Source organism: Streptomyces sp. NPDC087263 (genome assembly GCF_044744645.1).
Lineage (GTDB): Bacteria > Actinomycetota > Actinomycetes > Streptomycetales > Streptomycetaceae > Streptomyces.
Genome location: NZ_JBIUYT010000030.1, coordinates 1 through 3227 on the forward strand (window position 1 = coordinate 1; position 3227 = coordinate 3227).

Below are 3227 nucleotides of genomic sequence, written 5' to 3' on the forward strand. Positions count from 1 at the left end.
GGCCGGAAGGTGGCGTTCCACCCCTCCACCACCCGCACCCGCTCCACATCACCCAGTACCTCGACCTCGCTCACCAGCAACGCCGGATCCGCCGCCATCTGCTCCAGCACCCGCACCAGCCGCTCCGCGACCGCGCGTGCGGTGGCCTCGTCGAAGGCATCCGGGTGGTAGTCCAGCCAGAACTTCAGGCCGTCCGCCGGATCGACTCCCAGCGTCAGCGGAAAGGTGGTCGCCATCCGGGTCGTGGCGGCGCTGAGCCGCAGGGGGGCCGCCGGGCCCGTCTCACCCGCGTGGAAGTTCTCGAAGGCCATCAGGGTGTCGAACGTGGCGCCGGGGCCTGCCAGGCGCTGGATCTCCTTGAGGCCCAGGTGCTGGTGAGCGAGCAGCGTCGATTGCTCGGCCTGGAGCACCGCGAGCAGGTCCGCGATCGAGTCGGCCGGGTGCAGCCTGACCCGTACGGGGATCGTGTTGATGAACAACCCCAGCATGTCCGCCATCCCGGCCAGCTCCGGCGGGCGGCCGGCCACGGCGGCCCCGAACACCACGTCGCGTCGGCCGCTGAGCTTGCCGACGACCTGGGCCCAGGCCACCTGGAGCACGGTGTTCAGCGTGACGCCGTGGCTGCGGGCGAGATCCCGCAGCGCTCCGGCCAGGTGGTCGCCGGTCTCGGCCAGGACCTTGCGGGTGAGTACGGGCCCGTTGTTCGGGTCGAGCGCGGCGACCGTCGTCGGCTCGGTGACGCCGTCGAGCGCCTGCCGCCACGCCGCTCGGGCCGCCTCCCGGTCCTGGCGGCGCAACCAGGCCAGATAGTCCCCGAACGGTGTGGTCGGTGCCAGTTCCCGGGCGTCGCCGCCGGCCGCGTACACGGCCCACAGTTCGCGGATGAGAACCCGCAGCGACCAGCCGTCGAGCACGATGTGGTGCAGGGTGACGACCATTCGGTAACGGTCGGGCGCCGTCCTCAGCAGCTGGATCCGGGCCAGCGGCGGGGCCGCCAGGTCGAAGCGGCGGGCCCGCTCCGCGCTCTCCAGCCGTTCCGCCTCGTCCTGGGCCGCCTGGGGGGTGAGGTGCGACAGGTCCACCTCGATCCAGGGCAGGGTCGCCTCCCGTGCGATCACCTGGACGGGCTCGGACGCGCCGGCCAACTGCCGGAAGCCGGTCCGCAGGCTGCCGTGCCGTTCGACCAGGGACTCCCAGGCCGTCCGCAACACCCTTACGTCCAGCGGGCCTTCAAGGTCCAGGACCTTCTGCTCGACGTAGATGTCCCGCTCCCGCTGATCGAACATCGCGTGGAAGAGCAGGCCCTCCTGCAGCGGCGACAGCGGCAGTACGTCTATCAGGCCGTCGTCGGCATCGGTCTCCAGCTCGTCGATCTGGTCCTGGTCGAGAGTGACCAGGGGGAAGTCGGACGGTGTGTGGCCGCCGCCGGAGTACGCGGCGAGGCCGGCCAGCATCTCCGCCCAGCCGGTGAGCAGTTGATCGGCGGCCGACTCGTCGAGGAGGGTCTCGGACCAGGTCAGACTGAGGACGAGTTCGTCTCCGTCGACCCGGGCCATGGTGTTGAGCGGGTGCTTGAGCGGTCGGTCGTGATCGTCGCCCGGGGCTGCGAAGCCGAGTTGCGGGGCGGGCAGGGCGGCGAGCGTGGCGGCGGTTGCGGAGTTCAGATGGCGCAGGAGTCCGTAGCCGAGGCCGTCTCCGGGAACCGCGCGCAGCTGTTCCTTGATCTGTTTCACCGCCTGTCCCGCGGCCGGGCCGCCCCCGCGGATCACCGCGAGGTCGAGTGGCCCGGTGTCGAGCCGGACGGGGTGGCCGTGCGCGAACGAGCCCACGGTCCGGGAGAGATCAGCGCCGTCACCCAGCGCGCAACGGCCGTCGTCCGGCGCCGCCACATCCACCAGGAAGCCCCCGGCCCGGTCCTGGCCTTCGCGCCAGGCGGCGAGGGCCGAGGTCAGGCCGGTGAGCAGAATGGTGTCGACGCCGGTGTGGAACGCCGCCGGGAGGCCGGTCAACAGTGCCGCCGTGGTGTCGGCGGGGATCCGTACGGAGGCGTGCCGCACCGGGGCATCCTCGTCAAGGACCGGGTCGGCAGGCCGGGCGGTGAGCAACGGGGCACCGGGAGCGAGTAGTTCGGTCCAGCGCGGCAGCTCCGCGAGCCGCTCCGCGCTGTCGGCCTGCGTGGCCAGGGCCTGTGTCCAGTGGCGGAACGACGTCGGCACCGCCGCCGGCTCCCGCCCCGCGAACGCGTCGGCCAGATCCAGTAGCAGGATCCGCCAGGACGCCGCGTCAACCACCAGCCGGTCCACGACCAGGAGCAGCCGTCCCGGCGTGTCCGGCCCGCTGTCGCACCACACGGCCTGGGCCGTCACCCCGGCCTGCCGGTCCAGACGCTGCCCGGCCGCTGCCGACTCCGTGTCGAATACCCGTTGGAGCCCCGTGGCGTCCAGGTCGGCCGTCATCATCCGACGCGTCCACGGCCGGACGGACACCGAACCCGCCTCGGGTACGGTCAGCCGCCGCTCCGGCGCGGTCTCCAGCCGAGCCCGCAGCGCATCGTGGCGATCGACCAGGTCCTGCAGCGCGGTGGCGACCGCGTCCAGGTCCAGCCCGGCCGGAACCTCCAGTACGTCCGACCAATACCCCACCGGCCCTGCGTGGTCCAGCAGTTCGTGCGTGGCCGGGGAGAGCGGCAGGTCCCCGGCACCCCGTGCCCGGTCGCCCGTCACGGCACCCACGTCCAGCGGTTCCGCGACGGTGGCGAGGCCTGCGGGGGTCCAGAGTTCGAACACCTGATACGGGGCGATCACCAGCCCCGCACGCCGGGCGACCGACACCAGCAGCATCGTCAGAATGGAGTCGCCGCCGAGCTCGAAGAAGGAGGCCTCGGCGCTGACCCACTCCAGGCCGAGGACCTCGCAGTAGAGGCCGCAGAGGATCTCTTCGGTCGGGTTGGCCGGACCGCGGCCCTCCGCGGCATCGGCGAAGTCGGGAGCAGGGAAGGCGGATCGGTCCAGCTTGCCGTTGACCGTGACCGGGAACGCGTCCAGCGTCACGACCGCGGTGGGGACCATGTAGTCCGGCAGCCGCTCGGCGACGTACTCCCGCAGCCCCGCCGGGTCCGCCAAGCCCTCCGCCACGACGTAGGCGACGAGCCGCTTGTCGCCGGGACGGTCCTCCCGTACGACGACAGCGACCTGACCCACGCTCTCGTGGGCGGCGAGGACCGTCTC

General features: G+C 72.3%; 1 protein-coding gene. It reads right to left on the minus strand.

Annotated features, from left to right (window positions below; all coding sequences use genetic code 11):
• Window positions 1-3227, minus strand: a 3227-nt coding sequence (locus ACIPC1_RS40270; RefSeq protein ID WP_402526820.1) for a condensation domain-containing protein, incomplete at both ends; no start/stop codon positions are given.